Source organism: Paenibacillus pabuli NBRC 13638, from assembly GCF_001514495.1.
Taxonomy (GTDB): domain Bacteria; phylum Bacillota; class Bacilli; order Paenibacillales; family Paenibacillaceae; genus Paenibacillus; species Paenibacillus pabuli.
Genome location: NZ_BCNM01000023.1, coordinates 85,815 through 105,492, shown reverse-complemented (window position 1 = coordinate 105,492; position 19,678 = coordinate 85,815). Strand labels below are relative to the sequence as shown.

Annotated in this window: 17 protein-coding genes and 1 pseudogene; 9 read left to right on the top strand and 9 right to left on the bottom strand. The window is 46.0% G+C overall.

All coding sequences use genetic code 11. The annotated features are described in order from the left end of the window. Positions 1-91 precede the first annotated feature (91 nt). The 3 genes and pseudogenes from PPA03S_RS34530 to PPA03S_RS34440 form a co-directional block, all read right to left on the bottom strand. Positions 92-232: pseudogene (locus PPA03S_RS34530) on the bottom strand (sigma factor-like helix-turn-helix DNA-binding protein); the annotation flags it as partial. 334 nt (positions 233-566) lie between these two features. After that, positions 567-2,207 (bottom strand): alkaline phosphatase, encoded by a 1,641-nt coding sequence (locus PPA03S_RS26205; RefSeq protein WP_062327584.1) that lies wholly within the window; start codon positions 2,205-2,207, stop codon positions 567-569. A gap of 171 nt (positions 2,208-2,378) precedes the next feature. Next, positions 2,379-2,753 carry a hypothetical protein gene (locus PPA03S_RS34440; protein ID WP_082704322.1) on the bottom strand — a complete coding sequence of 125 codons (375 nt, stop codon included), beginning with the start codon at positions 2,751-2,753 and terminating at the stop codon, positions 2,379-2,381. Positions 2,754-3,482: 729 nt separating this feature from the next. On the opposite strand from PPA03S_RS34440, the gene PPA03S_RS34070 reads away from it, so the two are divergent. Next, positions 3,483-3,689, top strand: coding sequence for a hypothetical protein (locus PPA03S_RS34070; RefSeq protein WP_245683737.1), 207 nt, complete (start codon positions 3,483-3,485; stop codon positions 3,687-3,689). A gap of 519 nt (positions 3,690-4,208) precedes the next feature. On the opposite strand, the gene nagA is transcribed toward PPA03S_RS34070, so the two are convergent. Then, positions 4,209-5,351 (bottom strand): N-acetylglucosamine-6-phosphate deacetylase, encoded by a 1,143-nt coding sequence (nagA, locus tag PPA03S_RS26190; RefSeq protein WP_062327578.1) that lies wholly within the window; start codon positions 5,349-5,351, stop codon positions 4,209-4,211. Positions 5,352-5,377: 26 nt separating this feature from the next. After that, a complete protein-coding gene (locus PPA03S_RS26185) occupies positions 5,378-6,163 on the bottom strand; it encodes a DeoR/GlpR family DNA-binding transcription regulator (protein WP_174532160.1) in 786 nt (261 codons plus the stop codon). A 500-nt stretch (positions 6,164-6,663) separates the two neighbouring features. On the opposite strand from PPA03S_RS26185, the gene PPA03S_RS26180 reads away from it, so the two are divergent. Then, a complete protein-coding gene (locus PPA03S_RS26180) occupies positions 6,664-7,584 on the top strand; it encodes a LysR family transcriptional regulator (RefSeq protein ID WP_062327573.1) in 921 nt (306 codons plus the stop codon). A gap of 236 nt (positions 7,585-7,820) precedes the next feature. On the opposite strand, the gene PPA03S_RS26175 is transcribed toward PPA03S_RS26180, so the two are convergent. From PPA03S_RS26175 to PPA03S_RS26160, 4 genes are all read right to left on the bottom strand, one after another. After that, a complete protein-coding gene (locus tag PPA03S_RS26175; RefSeq protein WP_017687767.1) occupies positions 7,821-8,006 on the bottom strand; it encodes a hypothetical protein in 186 nt (61 codons plus the stop codon). A gap of 86 nt (positions 8,007-8,092) precedes the next feature. Continuing rightward, complete coding sequence (locus tag PPA03S_RS26170) at positions 8,093-8,914, bottom strand: carbon-nitrogen family hydrolase (RefSeq protein WP_062327571.1); 822 nt, start codon at positions 8,912-8,914, stop codon at positions 8,093-8,095. 48 nt (positions 8,915-8,962) lie between these two features. Then, positions 8,963-10,609: an ABC transporter substrate-binding protein gene (locus tag PPA03S_RS26165; protein WP_062327568.1), complete on the bottom strand. Its 1,647-nt coding sequence runs from the start codon at positions 10,607-10,609 to the stop codon at positions 8,963-8,965. 217 nt (positions 10,610-10,826) lie between these two features. Further along, entirely contained in the window at positions 10,827-11,843 is a 1,017-nt protein-coding gene (locus PPA03S_RS26160; RefSeq protein ID WP_062327566.1) for an ABC transporter substrate-binding protein, read from the bottom strand. A 260-nt stretch (positions 11,844-12,103) separates the two neighbouring features. Between PPA03S_RS26160 and PPA03S_RS26155 the strand changes: the two genes are divergently transcribed. From PPA03S_RS26155 to PPA03S_RS26125, 7 genes are all read left to right on the top strand, one after another. Then, a complete protein-coding gene (locus PPA03S_RS26155; protein ID WP_062327562.1) occupies positions 12,104-13,312 on the top strand; it encodes a pyridoxal phosphate-dependent aminotransferase in 1,209 nt (402 codons plus the stop codon). A 360-nt stretch (positions 13,313-13,672) separates the two neighbouring features. Beyond that, positions 13,673-14,776, top strand: coding sequence for a glutamate 5-kinase (gene proB / locus PPA03S_RS26150; RefSeq protein WP_062327559.1), 1,104 nt, complete (start codon positions 13,673-13,675; stop codon positions 14,774-14,776). 103 nt (positions 14,777-14,879) lie between these two features. Further along, the gene (locus tag PPA03S_RS26145; protein WP_062327556.1) at positions 14,880-16,127 is read left to right on the top strand and encodes a glutamate-5-semialdehyde dehydrogenase; all 1,248 of its coding nucleotides are present in this window, start codon (positions 14,880-14,882) and stop codon (positions 16,125-16,127) included. Between the two features lie 36 nt (positions 16,128-16,163). Continuing rightward, complete coding sequence (gene proC, locus PPA03S_RS26140) at positions 16,164-17,024, top strand: pyrroline-5-carboxylate reductase (RefSeq protein WP_062327553.1); 861 nt, start codon at positions 16,164-16,166, stop codon at positions 17,022-17,024. Next, a complete protein-coding gene (locus PPA03S_RS26135; RefSeq protein WP_062327550.1) occupies positions 17,021-18,244 on the top strand; it encodes a 2,3-diketo-5-methylthiopentyl-1-phosphate enolase in 1,224 nt (407 codons plus the stop codon). The genes proC and PPA03S_RS26135 overlap by 4 nt, the downstream gene beginning before the upstream one ends. Continuing rightward, positions 18,241-18,918: a 2-hydroxy-3-keto-5-methylthiopentenyl-1-phosphate phosphatase gene (locus PPA03S_RS26130; protein ID WP_062327547.1), complete on the top strand. Its 678-nt coding sequence runs from the start codon at positions 18,241-18,243 to the stop codon at positions 18,916-18,918. Before PPA03S_RS26135 ends, PPA03S_RS26130 begins: the two co-directional genes overlap by 4 nt. 2 nt (positions 18,919-18,920) lie before the next feature. After that, the gene (locus PPA03S_RS26125) at positions 18,921-19,574 is read left to right on the top strand and encodes a methylthioribulose 1-phosphate dehydratase (protein ID WP_062327544.1); all 654 of its coding nucleotides are present in this window, start codon (positions 18,921-18,923) and stop codon (positions 19,572-19,574) included. Positions 19,575-19,678 lie beyond the last annotated feature (104 nt).

Genomic DNA, 19,678 nt, shown 5'->3' with positions numbered 1-19,678 from the left:
AACAAACTCAGGCACAGTTTCCTCATCCCAATTCAAGTCGAGATTTCTTTTCCCAACCCAAAAACCCCTTATAAAAAAGGGGTTCTCAGGTTTATTTAATCTGTATATACCGTTTCACCTTATAAAACTTATGATACAGCTTCATGAACGCCCGCTTCTCAATCTGGGATACCCATGAGCGGGAAATGCCGAGCTCTTTGGGGATTTCACGTTGGGTCCATTCTTTCTCACCTTGAGCTGTACTCGATCAAGAACTTCATCCGCCTCTATTAGCCTTGATCAACCCAGTCGTCCCGATCGGGATCAAGTCCTCCATATTTTCACCTGTGTTATCAAACTGTCCAAGGACGCCACTTCGGATGCTGAACATTCTTACGAATCGCGATTGTCCCCAGATTTCTGGATAACCGTCTTCTTCAGAATTGTTCCGCACCCTCTGTTACTCAGCGTAAAGGTCCTCGTTCATCTTAATAGTTACTAAGCATGAAAAACTACCTTAAAGACATGCAGACCACAGTTTAAGCGCTTAAACTTTTACGCGACAAATCACACCATAGCTTTAAGAATTAGAGAATCAAGTCCACTGCATCCTGTGAAACCCACACTTTATCTTTAATCATTACCGTCAGTACATTGAGTTTCGTTGTTTTGCCGTCCAGAATGGCGATGTTTTTATCTATAGGCAGCTTGAGAACTTGGCCTGCTTTTTTCACTACAACCACCGGATTGGTCTTATCTGCCTTATCTAGGGTGATCGTAGCCCCTTTGGCCTTGAATTTATCACTGGATACGTACAGTGTATTCTGAAGTTGAGCCAGATTTAGTCCGGTCACTTCTTGAATATACTTATTCACATCCGTATTCTGGATTACGCCGCTGTTCACGAAATCGGTCGGTTTAAAATTAGCCGGATGATAGGCGAACAATCCGACTTCTTCCGATGTGTGATCATCCGTGGAGAAGGTTACGCCTATCTTATTCCCCAAGATTTTACCGATGATCGGCGAAAGGTTATCTTTCATTCCTTTTTTGACTTGTTCTGCTTCTTCTTTAGTTAAATCACTAAGTCCATAATTATCCGCAAGGACCTTCTTGAAATTGTTCTCATTAATACTGCCTTCAATGTAATAACTGGTATGCTTCGCTTTCTTCATCACGGAGACAAGGTCCTTGGTGGAATCATAGTTCGTCATATTGAGCCCGCCGGTAGCATGATCCGAAACCGATAGAACTGCTGTATTTCCATCTTTTTCTGCAAAGTCAACAGCGGCTTTGAAGGCTTTATCAAACGCTAATGTCTCACTCATAATACCCACCGGATCGTTATCATGACCATACCAGTCAACCTGACTTGCTTCAACCATCAGAATAAAACCTTTCTCGTTCTGTGACAACTTCTCTACAGCTGCTTTGGTCATTTCAGCAAGGCTCGGCTGCTTGTGCGGGTTCAGGTCAAAATCAGCATCCAGTGCTTCGGAGTTGAACAGCCCCCAGATTTTATTCGTTTTAGAATTCATTAAACCTGCTTTATCCGTTACGTATTCATACCCATTTGATTTCAAGACTTTGGTTAAATCTTCTCCATCCTTGCGGTTAATGTCTTCTTTGCCGGGTACCAAATACCCGGACCCACCCCCAAGAAGAACATCTACACCACTGTAGACCATCTGTTCTGCAATAGACTGCGCATTGTCACGCGTGTAGGTATGACTTAAAAATGTAGCCGGCGTCGCATCCGTTAATTCACAAGTAAATACCGTTCCTGTACTTTTCCCTGCCATTCTGGCTGCATCCATAATCGTAGGGAGAGGTTTGTTCACGTCCTCGGGTTTAACTGCATCCACGAACGGCATCGTTATTAGGTCTGGAAGTATGGATACCGTCTCACTCTTAACCTTATGGCCTGTGGCATATGCCGTAGCCCCCGCAGCGGAATCCGTGGTAAGTGAATCCGTGGAATACGTTCTGACCAGGCCACTAAAATACTTATCCATCGTAAGCGCCTGTCCTCCCTGATACCATCTGGCCAAGTTAACATCGGATAAGCTCATCCCATCCGTAATAAACAGGATCACATTCTTGACCGATTTGTTCGTAGGAGCATCAGAGTTATTGACGCCATTGGCGTAGGTCGTTCCGTTGTCTGCTGCAAGCAGACTGCAAACCAGAACTGTACTGCAAATTCCCCCGATAACCTTTTTGCGCATTTGAATCCCCCTCTAGCAGATTTTGTTAAGTACGCTTCAAGTTTAAAGGAGGATTGTTTGCGGGAACAGCACCTATTCTCTTGTAATATGTTAAATTCTATGCATATTTTGTCTTGACCTGTGCTATTGATATTTGTAAAAAAAGGGCGCCCTAGGGCGCCCTTTTCAGTACTACTGTCTTATTACGAGGATATCGCGAGGCGGTCTACCAGTGCTTTGAATTTGGGAAATTTCGGAGTTTGTAAGGTTGCGGCCTACCAATATAAACGAAGATGTGACATTGTTAAAGTTGAAATCACTCAAGTTTGCCACGCTTTGGCTGCCACGGAACACACGGAACGATCCTTGAAAATTAATTCGCGAAAATAGTACAAGCGTTACTTGAGAGCTCTGCACAACATTTCTGAGACGGAAACTCGAGAGAACGTTGTTAAACCGAAACGCTCCAAGATCACGAACCGCAACTCCTCCACGTCTGAATCGAATCCGGCGATCGGTAAAATTAGTACCCGACCAAAGAGTAAGACGTACATCACTGTTAGCCAACTAAATCAACTCCTTTTCTGAGATTGATATAGTGTATTACTAACTTCAAAGAACGGTACAAGACAAATACAGCTGTACAAATGTTTGTTTTTCAGATTTCCCTGTGGGATATTATCGTAAATAACCGTGTCGAGCCACGGATATGTTAGTAGTCGAAGTGATTTTCCAGTTATATTCGTCTAACCACTATACATTTTCTATACGTTAGGAGTGAATATGAAAAGAATAATTCTAGCATTCGGGTATTTAGGTAATACAATGTTAGCTGCAGCTTTACTGTCATGGATCTGCGTGTTTTTGATTAACCACTTACCTGGTGTCTATGCATGGATGGCACTTAAATTTATTATCCCAACTCTAGGTTTCTTAGGAGTATTATTAAATATCCTTTTAATTTAAGTTTTTATCATCAAGAAGAAAAGCATTTCCGATAAATGGGTACCTCTCGCTTTATGTACTGTATTAGCTTCACATTTCCTTCTAACCATGAATATTATTCAATTGGCGTATCCTGTACATATAATCAATATCCACCCTTCAGTCGCAGTTAAATGGCCATTTGCTGAGCAAACAGTTGTTGGCTGGGGAGGTGATTCCACCGACAATAATCTGCCTCATGTCACTTGGCCTTCGGAACGTTGGGCCTATGATTTAGTCATGGAACCCTATAATACAGGAAGTTCTAATCTGGAACATTACGGAGTTTGGAATTGAAAAGTCCTATCACCGGTGTCCGGAACGATTATTGCAGCTTTTGACGACGAATCTGATATTGTGCCAGGTACCGAAAAATTTCCTTCTATGGAAGGAAATAACGTATATCTCAGAATTGATGCGACGGGAACCTACTTATTACTTAATCACCTCAAAAAGGATAGCGTTACCGTTGCAGTTGGAGAGATCACGTCTATGCCGGAGAAGTGCTTGGACATGTAGGAAATAGTGGTTCCACATCGGAACCCCATCTGCATATTCATCATCAGCGCCAAGACCCACCCCAAACACTCTTGCCTATCCTGGCAGAAGGACTACCTTTATACTTCGAGGGCACAAATGCAGAAGCCATGCCGTTAAAAGGGACAAAAGTCACGCCAATGCACAAGGAATAATAACCTGGCGGGAGCTTCTGTTGTGCAATCTATGCTCAAATACTTAAGGAAGACGGAACGTGTACTCATCCAAAGTAACCTGATAAAAACAAGCCGGAGGCGCATGTTGGGCAGCACTCCGGCTTGTTTTTATTTGTTGAGTTTCATTCTGCTCGTCACCTCCACAACTACAATGTACATCATATTACCCCGACAGTCGATGTAATATTTTTGTCATGATACCATTATTATTGTTTATATATTTGACGATTATTATCCTGTATGGGTCGGAATGTGAAGAAAATAAAAATAAGCCCACTAGACTTATCTAACGGGCTTTCGCTGTGGAATCGCAAATAATAGTGATTTATAGAATTTGACCGCCCACCATCGTCCAGAGAACCTGAAATTCATCATCCAATAGGACCAGGTCGGCATCGAAACCAGAGGAAATTTCCCCCTTTTGTTGAAATCCAAGAATATTGGCCGGCGTAGTTGAAGCCATCTGTACGGCATCTATCAAGGGAATTCCGGTTTCGACAGTATAACGTAAGGCTTCATTCATGGTAACTGTACTGGAGGCCAGTGTTCCATCCTCCAGTCTTGCAATGCCACCCGATACCGTGACATGATGGCCTCCAAATAGATAATTCCCATCGCCCATACCCATTGCTTGTAAAGCATCTGTGATCAAGACCATTCCTTCCGGTCCTTTCAGGTTATGCATCAGTCGAATAATAGCAGGATGCAGATGGACATTATCCACAACAGCTTGAAGACTTACATGTTTCTCTTCAAAAGCAGCCACGATCAGACCCGGATCTCGATGATGGATCGGCCGCATGCCATTAAAACAATGCGTAACATGACTCGCACCTGATGTAAAGGCTTGTTTGGCTTCCTCATATGTGGCATCCGAATGAGCGATCGCTATAACTACTCCCTGTTCTTTCAAAAAGGAAATCAAGTCCATTCCTCCCGGCAGCTCGGGAGCAATAGTAACCATCTTAATGAGTGACCCTGCTTCCTGGAAAATGATCTTCATTTCTTCTATGTTGGGATGCCGCAAATACTTTTCATTCTGCATTCCTTTTCGCTTCGGGTTCAGATACGGTCCCTCTAAGTGAATCCCTGCGATCTTTGCTCCCACTTCTTGTCCTATTACACGCTTGACACTACGAATCATTTCCAGAAGATCCTCCATCGTAGAACTAACAGATGTAGCCAGAAATGAGGTACACCCCGTTAAAGCACATTGGCGTGAAACTTCTTGAATACTCTCTTCAGTACCGTCCATCATATCAAAGCCATTGGCACCGTGGATATGAACATCTATCATCCCAGGTACTAGCAAATGTCCTCTCCCATCAATCCGTTCATACTCTCCTTCTAGCGTAGGAAGATCACCTGTGTCTATCCTCATGATTTTCCCTTCAGAAATCCACACATTGGCTGATGGAACGATACGGTTGCGAAGTGCCATTTGTACATTATGCAAAATATAATACATAAAAACCCTCCTCTTCCCTATGGTTATCAGTCTTGCTTTCGAACCTCTTCATTTTCTTCCTGACACTCAATAACAGTGATGTTCTTCTGATCCAGAACTTCTCTGATCTCACTCGGGAGTTCCAGATTTGTGACTAAAATGTCAACGAACTCAAAGTCCAGCCGATGAATAGATTTGCCAATAAATTTTGTGTGATCGGCTACTACGATAACCTGATCAGATCTTCTGGCCATTTCTTTCTTTACCCGGGCATCTTCTTCATATGGATAATAGAGTCCATCAGACCGGATCGCCGATGCTCCAATGAAGGCTTTATCAGCACGAATTTCACTTAGTTTATCGATAATGGAAGAGCCATATAAAAAGCGGTGCTTTACATTCAAGTAACCACCGAGAATATAGATTTGAAGATCCTCTCGATTGGACAAGATCCCTACGTTATCAATCGAGTGCGTGACCACCGTGCAATTTTTTGCGCTAATTTGTTCCGCTACAAATTGCACCGTGGTTGATACGTCTAAAATCACAGTCTCATGATCTTGGATAAGTTTTGCCCCAAACTTCCCTATTTTTTTCTTACTCTCGGATTCATCAATCAAACGATCCTGATAAGACAGCATTTCTTTCTGTAACTCAGGTAACGATAGCCCCCCATGAGTTCGAATCACAACGCCTTCTTGTACTAATCTAACAATATCCCTTCGTGCAGTATCCCTTGATACTTCAAACAGCGTACATATATCTGTAACACTCATCGATTGGTGTTGTTTCAAGTATTCGAGTATTTTTAACAATCTTTCCTCTTGATACACAATACATGCACCTCCTTTTAAGTGATTATAAGCGTGATTTTGAGTATTTGCAAGTGGTTATAAGTAAACTTTAAGTAAACCTTAAGTTAGTGCAAGTATTTATTCCTGACCGTTCAATAAAAAAGACGTTAGCCAGATGAATTTACATCCGTTAACGTCTTCATAAGTTAAGATTTACTGCTAAGAAAAAATTAATGAATGGATTTCAGAGCCATTTGCTTAACAAATTGACTTAAATCACTCAGATACTTGTCATCAAAAAGCGCTCTAGGAAAGAAAATGGCTGTCAGATTAGTACGCCATTTAGATGCAGCCGTGTTCTTTTTTAGCATAGAATGATCAGCACGCGTTTCACCCCCTTGCGGGGCCGTTTCTTTTTGTTATAGTTTTGCCTGTGTTGTATTAACTCTTTTTAAGCAGTTTAAGCGTTTCAGTTAAACTAATCATTTCTTATTTGTAGTGATATAATGATGGCATAACGAAAGGAATGACGTGTGGATATGGAATTCAGACAACTTCAATATACGCTGCAAATCGCGGCAGAGCGGAATTTCTCCCGGGCAGCCGAGAAGCTGCACATTGCCCAGCCTTCTTTAAGTCAACAGCTGTCCAAACTTGAAAAGGAACTGGGCGTACTTTTATTTCAGCGTAATACCAGCACCGTGGAGTTAACCCATGCAGGGGTGACTTTTGTAGAGCAGGCTCAGAAAATTATTGATGCAGTCGAGCTGCTCAGACAGGAAATGTCGGACATTTCCCAGCTGCGTAAAGGCAAAGTCGTTGTAGGCAGCATGCCGATTACTGGCTCGCATCTGCTTCCGCATGTGCTTCCCGCATTCCAGCAGGCTTATCCCGAGATTGAAGTAACCTTGCTGGAAGACTCCGGACTTACACTTGAAAAGTTGACAGCCAGTGGCAAGGCTGACTTAAGCCTGCTCTCCCTCCCATTGCAGGAGCCAAGCCTATCTTATGTAACCATTGGTGAAGAGCGAATTGACTTGGCTGTTCCCCCGAATCACCCTCTGGCACACAGAGGAGATCCGGAACATCCGGTTCCCGTACGAATGGAAGAGCTTCGCGATGAACCATTCGTTGTTCTGAAGAAAGGCCAGGGCTTCCGTAAACTTACATTTGATCTGTGTGAGGAAGCCGGATTTGCTCCCAATGTGGTGTTTGAGAGTACGAACATCGAGACAGTACAGTCACTGGTGGCTACAGGCATGGGGATTACACTGGTTCCGCGTTTTATTGCACGCGCGCCCCGCAGTGAATTCGTCCCCGTCTATGTCCCGCTGGCTGAGCCAACTCCCAGCCGTACTCTCGTCGTTGCTTACCGTCAAGGACGGGTTCTCTCCAAAGCGGCCGAGGCATTCATTCATACGTTTCAACAAACCGTTGCCGAGCTCTCTCAAGGAGAATAGTCTGAAAATCAGCGTATTAGGCCCGCCCCACATGGCAATAAAATAAACAAAGGCTTGACCCATAAGGGCCAAGCCTTTGTTCTATACTCGTCTCCCGCATCCGCAGGATAAAGTTCTTACTTTGCAATCACAGTAACTGGTTCCAGTACAATGTTGCTTGTTAAGATGTTTAGCTTCGATGTTTATTTATAATGTTAACGTAGAAACATACATAAGAAAACTTCATGTTTGGCGGTTTATTTACGCAAATTACGATCGCTTGTCAGCCTGTTTTGCTGATTCATTACACGGCCTTCGTCCTGAACAGTTGAATCAGGGGGTGATAGCCCTCCTGCTCCATTCTCTAAGAATGCCCTTAAGTGATCTTCCCTTGTGTTATCCTGTTCCAGTCTCCTGAGCGTATCTTTCACATGGTTGTCCATTGATTGATCATCCTCCTTGGTGACGGGATAGTTATCATTACCCGCCTCCCAGAAGAATAAACACTTTATTGGAAAATTACAGATTTTTATTTACTGCCAAAATAAATGCCAGGTCTCCGGTCTTCGAACACCGGAATACGGCCACGAACCTCATCCACCAGCGAAGGACGAATAACTCCGGTCACGATCTCTTCCCCTTCTCCGCCTTCAGCCACAATTTCACCCCAAGGATCAATAATAAGGGAATGCCCGAAAAACTCGGTATCTCCGCCTTTTCCTACGCGGTTGCAGGCAATAACGTACATCTGATTCTCGATGGCCCTTGCGGTAAGCAGGGTACGCCAATGGTGCAAGCGCGGGTTCGGCCATTCAGCGGGGACGATTAATGCTTTGGCTCCGTTTAAGGCAAGCGTACGAGCAAGCTCTGGAAAACGGATATCATAACAGATCGAAGCTCCAGCGGTGAGGCCGTTCTCCAATTCGAATATTTCCGGTTCAGCACCAGGCTGCAAATACTTCTCTTCATCCATCAGGCGGAACAAATGCAATTTATCATAACGTGTCACCTGATTTCCTTTGCTATCATAGGCGTACATTGTATTGTAGATTTGCCCATCACGTTTCTCCGCAATGGAACCGCCAACGATGGAAATCCGATGTTTTTGGGCAAAAGCCTTGAGCCACTCTCTTGATTTCTGGCCCTCCGGGTCAGCAAGCTCATGAATTTGTTCCAAAGCATAGCCCGTATTCCACATCTCGGGCAGCACAGCCAGTCTCAGATCAGGGTAACGTTCCACCGCTTGTTCGAGCAAAGACTGCATATGTTTATGATTGGCCTCAGGGTCTCCGAGCCGAATATCGCCCTGAATCAGAGCCACACGCATTTCCCCTTGTTGCTGTTCTGTCATGACAAGCACTCCTCTGAATCGTAATACCTGTAATCATAGCTTGATCATTCAAACCTCTGCAACCTGTTTTCGTTCTGAACTCCTGCATAACAACTCGGGCAGCAACGTTAACAATCGATTGTTCGTCAGTGCATCGCCCAAATTCCACGTTGTCTCCTCCACTACGTACACCTGTCCCTTCTGAACGGCCGGAAGTGCTCTCCAGCTTGTGCTTTGCATTAATTTCTCTGTGGCCTGCCTCGCAATCATTTCTTCAGGAAGCAAAATAAATATATGGTCACCCGCATACGGACGAATCGCTTCAGACGAAATCTCCTTATAGGCTCTGCCCGCGACGAGCGCTTCATTCACTTTTGTAACGGGTCTGAACCCCATCGGATGATACAACATCGAAGCCAGTCCGATATTGCCCATGACAAACAATCGTGCACCCCGATGATATGTAAATACGGATGCCGTTTCATCCAGTTCAATCGAAGCATGGATCTCCATCCACATCTTTTCCGTACGTTCCCGGTAGGAGGAAAGCCATTGTCCAGCCTCCGATTGCTTGCCAAACCAGCTTCCCACTCTGCAAATCCGATCTTCCAGAGTTGCATGAGAGTTATAGGCAAGAGTGGGTGCAATTCGGGAAAATTGCTCATATTGCTGTTCATTGGTGCTATCGAAAATAATCAGGTCTGGCCTCATCCGGACTGTCTCTTCCACGTTAACCGGGGCTAACGCATCATATGCCTGATCTCCTAATAAACCTATACCCAGCACTTGCAAATCTCCACCGGAATCACCATAAAACATAATTCGCTCTGGCTGTGCCGGAATATTAACATCATGACCCAACCAATCCTGAACCAGTGTTTGTTGCTGAATAGATCGGTCATATTGACGAGGCGATAATCCGGTCATTTGACGAAAACGCCTGCTAAAATAATACTCATCCTTAAAACCCACCCGGGTTGCTATATCGCGAAGCGGTTCATCGGATTTGCGCAGCCACTCCTTGGCATGTTTAATTCGTACATGGTTCACATAATCAAGCGGCTTGTGTCCGGTTAGTTGTCTAAACAAGGTCGTATATTGCACGGGCCGGATACTTGCAAGCTGTGCCAGTTTCTGGACTGTGATTTCTTCAGCATAATGGTCTTCAACATACTGAATCGTACTCTTTACTCGTGATTCAATGCTCTGCTCCGTTTGTGGTAAAATATATCGGGTGATGATCATTTCCATCCATCGCTGAAATTGTACATTCAAATGGCTGTAATCAGCATCTGTTTGATATTCACGAATAGCATACAGCTGTTCCAGCATCCCACATAAACGAGCGTAAGGATAGCCATTCATTTGAGTTCTATGTTCAAATATAGGTCTCGTATACTGTTCCGGATCTCCCGCTAACACATGAATAACATCAAAAGACATCACCATATATTTCAATTCCAACTGGTTTCCATGTTCAATCTGATACCCCTCGCCCGGAGAAAGCGGGTAAACACATCCGGTTGTAAAGGGAAACTGTTCATATCCTATATATAAGCGACCTTGCCCTTCTTCGCAAATCAGGAACGTATGTTTATCACATGCCACTTCCAGCATTACCTGTTCTCGTAGTTCAGTTCGTTGTTCCAGATGATCCAGTCGAAACATGAATGATGAAAAATACAACCCTCCCGGATCGCCACCCAAAGCTTGCATGTTGGTCCACCTCGTTCTATAAAATGAGAATCATTATCAATTGTTCGGTATGAACTGATTATATGCGAGACTTTGCCCATAATCCATCGGTGCTATTAGGTTACATGCTGCAAAAAGCAAAAAGGCGCTCCTCCAGCAGTCATTTCACGACTTTTGAAGCACCTTTTTTTTGTAATTGTAATGGATCACTGATCACTTGCAGCATATCTTAGATCAATTATTGCTTCATCTGTTTTGGCAGCTCTTTCAGGAGCCACTCTCTTGAAGTCGCATCACTTGAAGCTTTGACCAGATCGAATCGATATACTTTTCCTTCTTTTACTGCAGGAAGGTTCTTCCAGATCGGAGTATCCAGCAATTCTTTGGTGGATTGCTTGGCATCATCCGTCACAGGATCAAGAATAAATACCCGATCACCCGCAATTTCAGGCAATTTTTCAGTAGAAATCTCCGCAAAGCCCATTCCTTCATCTAATACTTTCTGAATTTCCGCAGTTGGTTTCATTCCGTCCGCTCCATATAACAACTGTGGCAATCCTGCTCCCGCCATGACAAACAAGCGATTACCGGGGTACATAGTGAATACCGATGCCGTTTCCCCTTCTTTCAGTCCATTCTCATGAAGCTGCTGCCACATCGCTTCCGTTGCTTTTTGATGGCCCGTAATCCACGCTTCCGCTTCCGGCTTTTTGTTCAACAGATCGCCTAGAATGCGCATCCGGTCTTCCAATGAGGCAAACGAGTCAAAGGTTACCGTTGGAGCAACCTTCGAAATTTGATCATACTGTGATTCATCACTATTCGAGAAAATGATCAAATCCGGATTTAATGTAAGTGCCTTTTCAACGCTCAACGGGAAACCTACATCTTCTGCCTGGGCTACCTGATCATCATATACGGTTCCATCCTGCCGAATTATACCTATAGGAACAACGCCGAGCGCCAGCAGATCACCAGTAACTTCTCCATGATATATCACACGTTTTGGCGTAACGGGAACCTCTACTTCATGACCCGTCCAGTCCTTGAACATCCGGGTTTCACCTTCACTGTTATCCGCGGATGCCGTTTGTTCCTGATTGGACGGATCCTCGTCTGTCAGTGTTTCATTGACCATTTTGGAATCATCCGTTCCGGCAGATGGAGTTGAAGTCTGATTTACACAAGCCAGCAGAAGAATGGATAACCATGTAACCGTCAATAATACTGCCATATTTCGTATACTCTTTTTCATTTCTATTTCTCCCCCTAATAAGTGCTTCTTTCCTATTTATCAATGATATTGATTATCATTATCGAATACAATCATAAAACAGGATTTCCCCTAATCTCAATGGACAAAACGAAATGCCTCATTTCAGTTTTGTACAAAAACTCAAATATTGGCTCCACCCAAGTATTCATGAAGTGTTTTCCCCCTATACAGCTCGGGATTGACATGATAAATTAATGAGTACTATATTGCCATCTTTCATAAGCGGAGTGATGTATAGCATGACTAATCAGCCTAAAGCATCGGGTGCTTCAGCCTTTACCATACCTGCATCCGATGTAATGACACAGCTTCCTACACAGTTTTTTGCTTCCCTAGTTCAAAATGTAAACCGCGAAATCGCAAGTGGTCATGACGTGATTAACCTGGGTCAGGGCAACCCGGATACACCTACACCGCCCCACATTGTAAAAACTCTGCAAGAGTCGGCAGAGAACCCGCTTTATCACAAATATTCACCTTTTAGCGGGCATGCTTTCCTGAAGGAAGCCGTTGCGAAACGTTACAAGGAAGATTACAACGTCGACCTGAACCCCGAAACGGAAGTTGCCATCTTGTTTGGCGGAAAAACGGGCTTGGTTCAGTTACCTCAGGTATTGCTCAATCCCGGCGACGTATGTCTCGTGCCTGATCCAGGTTATCCTGACTATTGGTCCGGTGTAGCACTGGCGAAAGCGCATATGTCATTTATGCCACTGCAGGAATCCAATGCATTCCTGCCTGATTATGAAGCAATCTCTACTGGGGATCGTGAAAAGGCCAAGCTGATGTTCCTGAACTATCCTAACAATCCAACATCGGCAACCGCCCCGCTTTCCTTCTATGAAGATACGGTAGAGTTCGCCATTCAAAATAAAATCGTCGTAGCCAGTGACTTCGCGTATGGTGCAATTGGATTCGATGGACATCGTCCAGTGAGCTTTTTGCAGGCACCAGGTGCCAAAGAAGTGGGTATTGAGTTCTACACGTTATCCAAAACCTACAATATGGCGGGTTGGCGTGTCGGATTTGCTCTGGGCAATGCGGAGATCATCTCCAAAATCAATCTGCTTCAGGATCATATCTACGTGAGTCTCTTTGGAGGCATCCAGGCCGCTGCTGCGGCTGCACTAACATCTTCCCAGGAATGTGTCACTTCACTGGTTGCACGTTATGAATCACGCCGCGACGCCTTCTATGACGCACTCTCATCCATCGGCTGGCAAGCCCAGAAACCGGGGGGCTCCTTCTTTAGCTGGCTGCCTGTCCCAGCAGGCTTTACTTCTGCTTCCTTTGCAGACGTGTTACTGCGTGAAGCAAAGGTCGCGGTAGCACCAGGCATTGGTTTCGGTTCACATGGTGAGGGCTACGTGCGCGCAGGATTGCTAAGTGATGAAAACCGATTAAGGGAAGCAGCGGAGCGGATTGGCAAGTTGAATTTATTCAAGTAATTTACAGGTGCATAACCCCTTTGCATCTGCCAAGTTTCCATGGTATGTTATAAGGAAATATTGAACGAAACGTGATGACGGGACCAGTACGAGAGGATCAGCCGCGCCCAGAGAGTAAATTCCACCCGGCTGCAAGAATTTACCGCGGCTTCTCTCCGAAACCTACCCCTGAGCGGCCTGTGATGCACAGGACAGTGCCTTCTGTTACAGGGCATGAAGCCGGATGATCCAATCATCAATAAAGGTGGTACCGCGGAAGTAACGAACTTTCGTCCTTTTTAACTAAAGGGCGGGAGTTTTTTTTGTACCCAACGGTCTGCTCCAGGGTCAATCATTAATATTGTTTAAGGAAGTGAAAACATGACCTCACGTATTGTCGTTAAGATCGGAAGCAGCTCGCTTACTACGGAAGAAGGCGGTCTCGATCGAAGTTCGATTACTTTTTTTGCTGGAGAAATTGCTTCCTTGGCCGAACAAGGCCATGAGGTTCTTCTCGTCACCTCAGGAGCGGTGGCTGCCGGATTTCGGGAGATCGGTTACCCCCAGCGGCCCAAGCAACTGCATGAAAAACAAGCCGCAGCGGCTGTTGGGCAAGCTTTGCTGATGCAGGCATATCAACAGGCTTTTGCAGCGCACCGCGTTACTACGGCACAAATTCTGCTTACCCGCACCGACTTTCATAGCCGCAAACGGATGGGCAATGCAGGCATGACCGTGGAAGAGCTGCTCAAACAGCGCGTCATTCCGATTTTTAACGAGAATGATACCGTATCTGTCGATGAACTGAAATTCGGGGATAACGATCTCCTGTCTGCTCTGGTAGCGAATCTGGTCAAGGCACAGCATCTGGTCATTCTTACAGATACCAACGGTCTGTACACGGCCGATCCACGCAAAGATCCATCTGCTGTCCGTTATGACCGCATTCCCGAGATTACGGCAGAAATTTATGCCTATGCTGGCGGATCTGGATCATCCGTAGGTACGGGCGGCATGCGGTCCAAAGTGGATGCAGCCAAAGTGGCAACACGTGGAGGCGTGCCTGTCTTTGTGGGGAGTGTGAAAGAGCCCGGAGACATGCAAAAAGCGGTTGATGGCACCGGAAAAGGTACGTATTTCGAGACTCGCCTTGCCGCTCTCTCTCGTAAAAAGCAATGGCTTGGCTTCATGTCTACCCCGCTCGGTACGGTCGTTGTGGACAATGGTGCCGAAGAAGCACTGGTCCATGGTGGTCATAGTCTCCTGCCTGTAGGCGTCAAACGTGTGCTCGGCACTTTCCATGCTGGAGATGTTGTAGAGGTACTGGGTATGGATGATACTTTGCTTGGTCGTGGTATCGTTAATTATGATGATGACCAGCTTCGTCTTATCGCGGGATTAACGAGTGGCGAAGTGATGAAGCAGCTGAACAGCATTCATCGACTTGAAGTCATCCATCGGGATGAATGGATTACGTTAAAATAGAACGGCTATGGTCTTGACGATTGCACCACTCAGGTTCATCGTTATAGCCAATAAACAATAAACAATCTTATGTTTCCACTTTTATATATGGGAGGAATTTATGATGAGTGAAGTCAGAGAAAAAGCGAGCATGGCCCAAGCTGTAGTTCCACAGCTGAATCGCCTGAGCACAGAACAAAAGAATAACGCCCTGCTGGTTATGGCAGACGCATTGATTGCCCAAACGGATTCCATTATTGCAGCGAACGCTGAGGACCTGGAACGTGGTAGACAGCAAGGTACTCCGGAATCGATGCTGGATCGTCTCGCTTTGAATAAGGAGCGTATCGCCGGCATCGCTGAAGGATTGCGTCAGATCGTGGAGTTACAGGACCCTGTCGGCGAAGTGCTGGAGACATTCACTCGTCCGAACGGATTGCATGTGGAAAAATTAAGAGTGCCCATCGGTCTGATCGGCATCATCTACGAGGCCCGTCCAAATGTTACAGTTGATGCAGCTGGACTATGCCTCAAAACAGGCAACGCTGTACTGCTGCGAGGCGGCTCCTCTGCTCTATCCTCTAATCGCAAGATTGTGGAGGTGCTGCATCAAGCACTCACTACAACTGAAATGCCCGCTGACGCATTGCAGCTTGTTGAGGACGCAGACCGTTCTTCGGTGGATGAAATGCTCAAGTTAAACGGACTGCTGGATGTCATCATCCCGCGCGGCGGAGCTTCACTTATTCGCAATGTGGTTGCCAATGCAACAGTACCTGTGATCGAAACAGGAGCAGGTATCTGTCATACCTATGTGGATGAATCTGCCGATCCAATCATGGCAGCAGAGATTGCTGTCAATGCCAAGGCACAGCGTCCTTCCGTGTGCAACTCTATGGAAACTTTATTGCTTCATGCTGTATACGCAGAAGAGCATCTGCCCGCTCTGGCCGAAAAGTTCAGTGAGGCTAATGTGCAGCTGAAGGGCTGTGACACAGTTCGCCGCCTGGTTCCCTCTGCCCTTCCTGTGACAGAAGCGGATTATGCAACAGAGTATAATGATTATATTTTAAATATTCGTGTTGTTCAGAACCTGGACGAAGCGATGCAGCATATCGCACGATTCGGCACGAAGCATTCGGAGTGTATCGTTACTCGGGATACCACCAACGCAGAGCGCTTTTTACATGATGTAGATGCAGCTGCTGTATACCATAACGCTTCGACTCGTTTCACAGACGGGTTCGAATTCGGTTATGGAGCCGAGATCGGGATTAGCACCCAGAAGCTGCATGCACGCGGACCGATGGGCCTGCCTGCTCTGACATCCACCAAATACCGTATCACTGGCAATGGACAAATTCGGCAATAATATCGCAGCTACATTTATATAGGAGGAACGATAACAATGAGTCAAGAACAACAGACGTTATTACAACAAAAGATTACTTTCCACGGAGCAGGCGCGATGGCAGAAGCCATCGTGCGCGGTCTGATCTCCCGCCTGGTCGTTCGTCCTCAGGATATTACCATGCTGAACCGCAGCAACCAGAAACGTCAGGAGGAGCTCAGTACCCGTTATGCCGTACATACTGGGACTGCTTCACAATCACTGGATCATCTCGCTGCTTCTCCGGTCATTGTACTCTGCATGAAACCGAAGGATGCCGCCGCAGCCCTGCGTGAACTTGGGCCGCTCCTGTCACCGGATCAATTGATCGTTTCCGTCATTGCCGGTTTATCGATCCGTACGATGCAATCCTTGCTGGGTCGCAAACAGCCGATCGCTCGTACGATGCCGAATACATCCAGCACCATCGGACTTGGTGCAACCGGGCTTGCCTTTTCTGCAGAAATTACGGATGAACAACGCAGTACAGTCATGACCATGTTTGAAGCCGTTGGAATCGTAACCATCGTGCCTGAAGATAAACTCGAAGTGCTTACAGGTATTTCCGGAAGCGGTCCGGCTTATGTATACTATTTGATGGAGGCCATGATTGCCGCAGGTATTCGTGGTGGCTTGTCCAGCCAGCAATCGCGTGATCTGACGGTGCAAACCGTATTGGGCGCTTCACGAATGGTACAACAGACTGGCTTGGAGCCGATGAAACTCCGTAGTGATGTGACCTCTCCGGGAGGCGCAACTCAGGCAGCACTGAAAACGCTGGATGAGGGAGATTTCTTTGAAAATGTAATTGCAGCCGTCAACCGCTGTGCAGAGCGCTCACGGGAGATGGGAGCTGCTTTGGAAGGGGATTTAAAATGAACAATATGTGCACAGCCACATATCGTCTGCATGATGATCGTACAGATTTCCGCAAAAAGGCGGAGTCCATTGCTGTCGGCATGACTGTTGGCAGTTGGACTGAGTTGCCACAAGCCAAGCGCGAAGCAATGCAGAAACATCTGGGTGAAGTCATCAGTGTTAACGTGCATGAAGCTGAGGGCATGGCACCAGGTGAGCGTTACGCCGATATTACCATCGGTTATCCTGATGTAAATTTCAGCCGTGATATCCCTGCCCTGCTTGTGACGGTCTTTGGGAAAATCTCAATGGATGGACGCATCAAACTGACACGTCTCGGTTTCTCGGACGGTTTCCTCAGCGCATTCCCTGGTCCAAAGTTTGGAATGAATGGTGTTCGTGACCTGCTAGGTGTATACGATCGTCCACTGTTAATGAGTATCTTTAAATCAGTCATTGGACTGGATGCGGACGAATTACGGGAACAGTTTATTCGCCAAGCTCTTGGTGGAGTAGACTTGATTAAGGACGATGAAATTCTGTTTGAGAATAAACTGACTCCGATTGAGAAAAGAGTCGAGGTCTGCATGAAAGCTGCGGAACAAGCCCAGAAAGAGACAGGCAAAAAACTCCTTTATGCAGCAAACTTGACCGGACCCACATCACGCCTGAAACAACAGGCTGAACGTGCGATAGGTGCAGGAGCCAATGCGCTGTTGTTTAATGTCTTATCTTACGGATATGATGTGCTGCACGAACTTAGCAGTGATCCGGACATCAACGTGCCAATCATGGCTCACCCTGCGCTTGCAGGTGCGTTGTATCCTTCACCATACTATGGTATTTCGGCATCCGTCCTGCTGGGACAGCTGATGCGACTTGCCGGAGCGGATCTGGTTCTCTTCCCTTCCCCTTACGGATCGGTCACGATGCCAAAGGAAGAGAATATGGCGATCACGGAACAATTACTGTCATCTGATTTGCCTGTGAGAACAAGTATGCCAGTTCCCTCAGCAGGTATCCATCCAGGACTTGTACCGATGATTTTGCGTGATTTTGGCACGGATGTCATCGTCAATGCCGGTGGCGGGATTCATGGACATCCCATGGGAACTGAAGCAGGCGGACGTGCATTCCTGCAAGCTATTGAAGCAGCCCAGCGCTCCATTCCATTGGCAGAATATGCAACCGAGCATCCCGAGTTGAAAAGCGCATTGGATCTGTGGGGTGGCGAGCAATGAGAAGTGACAAAAAGACAGTCATTTTCTGTGACTTTGATGGTACGATCACCCTCTCGGACAATATCGTAGCGATTATGAAACATTTTAAACCTGAAGGCATTGAAGTAATTATGAAAGACACGATTGAACAGCGAATTTCGCTCCGTGAAGGTGTTGGAGCCATGTTCGCTCTGCTGCCTTCTTCACAAAAAGATGAGATTGTGGAATTTGTACTTGGACAGGCTGGCATCCGTGAGGGGTTCAGCGAATTTCTTGCATACGTTCGGGACGAGGGTATCGAATTCAATGTTACCAGCGGCGGAATGGACTTTTTTATCGAGCCTTTGCTCGCTCCATTCGATATTCCACAGGATCACGTGTATTGCAACGGGGCGGATTTCACCGATGAATTCATACGTATTGAATGGCCTAATCCTTGTCAGCCTCCTTGTGAGAACGGCTGCGGTATGTGTAAAACGACGGTTATTCGTACATTCCCGGAAGAACAATATAATCGCATCCTCATTGGAGACAGTCTGACGGATTTTGAAGGAGCCAAAATAGCCGATCTGGTCTATTCCCGTTCCATCCTGACAGATAAATGCATAGAGCTTGGTGTAGACCATGTGCCATTTGCAACCTTCTACGATATCATGGAAGATATGAAACAGAAGCAAACACAAGGAGTGCTGTAAAGATGGGTTTTGAAAAGATTACATTGGAACATAAACGCCAGGTCCTCGAAGAGCTGGCTGATATTAAAGCGCTGTTTGCGAGCCGTAACTGGTTCCCCGGTACAAGCGGCAACCTGTCGATGCGTGTGGGCGACTTCGATCCCGAGCAATTTTATTTTGCAGTTACCGCATCAGGCAAAGATAAGTCTCTCCGAACACCGGAAGATTTTCTGTTTGTGGACAAGCACGGCAAGGCTATAGAGACCACAACCCTGAAACCGAGCGCTGAAACACTGATTCATTGCGAAATCTACCGTTTAACCGGCTGTGGTGCTGTATTCCATGTGCATACGGTATTTAACAACCTGATCAGTGAGTTTTTTGGAACGGATGGACACGTACCGATTCAAGGCATCGAATTGATCAAAGCCTTCAACATCTGGGAAGAAAATGCGGAGATTCGTGTACCGGTTCTTCCTAACTTTGCGGATATTCCATCCATCGCCGAATTGGTGCCAGGTGTACTTGACGCCAAAGTACCAGGAATTTTGCTGCGTAATCACGGTATTTATGCCTGGGGCAAGGATGCTTTTGAAGCGAAACGTCATCTGGAAGCGTTCGAGTTCCTATTCGAGGTAATGTACCGTCAACTTCTGTTAAAAGGTGCTACGAAGTAGCCATCATTCATTCGAAATCAAAGCTGACAACCAAAAACACGCCAAGGCTGCTCGTAGCTCTAGGCGTGTTTTTATTTTTGGGAAGTTTTTTTGTTCACCGTTAT